Genomic DNA, 1471 nt, shown 5'->3' with positions numbered 1-1471 from the left:
TGATGTGTACCCAGAAAACTGGACACATTAATATTTAGTTTACATTCATGGATGCTAACCTATACAAAGTAGGTGGCATCCATTTTGTTTTCTTCTGAATCCTTTCGTTATTATAGTAGTATATATATTCATCAATTGCTTTTGAAAACTCTTCAAATGTTTTAAACTCTCTTTCACATCCATAATACATCTCTGTTTTTAGTCTTCCAAAGAATGTTTCCATTATGCAGTTATCGTAGCAGTTTCCTTTTCTTGACATTGACTGAGTTATTTTATGTTTTTCTAATTCTTTGATGTAGTAGCTGTTTTGATATTGCCAGCCTTGGTCTGAGTGCATGATTAAGCCTTCTACGCATGGAAACTTTTCAAATGCTCTATTAAGCATTCTTGATACTTGCTCTAGGTTTGGGTGTAAAGATAAGTCGTATGAGATGATTTCGTTTGTGTACATATCTAATATTGGCGATAGGTAGCATTTACCCCACGAGAAGTTAAATTGAGATACATCTGTAGTCCACTTAGCACATGGCTTTGTTGATGTGAAGTCTCTGTTTATGATGTTATCAGCTACTTTACCAACTTTACCCATATATGAATGATACTTTTCTTTTGGTCTCTTACCTAGAAGCTGCATATTGTGCATAAGTCTTTGAACTCTTTTGTGGTTAACTATATATCCTTTACTTAAAAGTGCTTGATGCACTCTTCTTACTCCGTATCTACCTTTGTTTGAGGTAAATATTTCTTGTATCTTTTCTTTGATTTCTTTGTTTCTTAGATCAACTTGGTCAACTTTACTTAATTCGTAGTAGTATGTTGATTTAGGTAGGTTCATAGCACTTAAAAGGTCTTTTAGTATGTGGCCTTCATTTCTTAATTCTCTGATGACTGCTGCTTTTTCGCCTTGAGATATGCAGCATATTTTTCCCTTCTCAAGGCGTCTAATTTTTTTTCGACTGCTCGCTCTGTTTTTAAATATCTGACTTCTTCTCTTAAACGAATAAGCTCTTCTCGTTCGGATTCGTTAAGTGGCTTTGGCTCTATATTAGTGTTTTCATCCTTATCATTCATTTTAGATGGTCTTCCTCTCTTCTTAATTTCAAGAGAATTATACCCAAAATTTTTTATATTTATTAACCCAATTGTAAAGTTGACCACTTGAAATGCCAGCCTCTATAGCTACAGACTTATATGAATTTCCTACTAATACTTTTGATATCCATTTAAATTTTTCTTCTGCAGTCCACTTTTTATCCTGCTCTTTGTGTTTTAGTATCTCTTCTCCATGAAAGTCTACAAGTCTGACCCAATACCTAATTTTTTTCCTGAAAGCTTCTTGTGTAACTCCTTCTGGTGGTTCCATCCACTTTCCTTGTTTGTATAGTTCTACGCATTCTTTTTTGAATTCATAACTATATCGCATAAAAATACCCTCCTTACTGGTTTGTCCAGTAAAGAGGGTACATATCAC

General features: G+C 33.9%; 3 protein-coding genes. All 3 read right to left on the bottom strand.

What is annotated here, in order from left to right; genetic code table 11:
• Positions 1-34: 34 nt before the first annotated feature.
• Genes BN3004_RS00010 through BN3004_RS00005 form a run of 3 tightly spaced genes read right to left on the bottom strand, consistent with a single transcriptional unit; the run spans position 35 to position 1423 of the window.
• Positions 35-886, bottom strand: coding sequence for an IS3 family transposase (locus BN3004_RS00010; RefSeq protein ID WP_242854170.1), 852 nt, complete (start codon positions 884-886; stop codon positions 35-37).
• A complete protein-coding gene (locus tag BN3004_RS08485) occupies positions 874-1071 on the bottom strand; it encodes a hypothetical protein (protein WP_242854169.1) in 198 nt (65 codons plus the stop codon). Before BN3004_RS08485 ends, BN3004_RS00010 begins: the two co-directional genes overlap by 13 nt.
• A 37-nt stretch (positions 1072-1108) precedes the next feature.
• A complete protein-coding gene (locus BN3004_RS00005; RefSeq protein WP_242854168.1) occupies positions 1109-1423 on the bottom strand; it encodes a helix-turn-helix domain-containing protein in 315 nt (104 codons plus the stop codon).
• Positions 1424-1471 lie beyond the last annotated feature (48 nt).

Origin of the sequence: Fenollaria timonensis (genome assembly GCF_001457835.1) — a bacterium.
Classification (GTDB): Bacteria; Bacillota; Clostridia; order Tissierellales; family Peptoniphilaceae; genus Fenollaria; species Fenollaria timonensis.
This window is presented reverse-complemented; position numbering and strand designations above follow the sequence as displayed.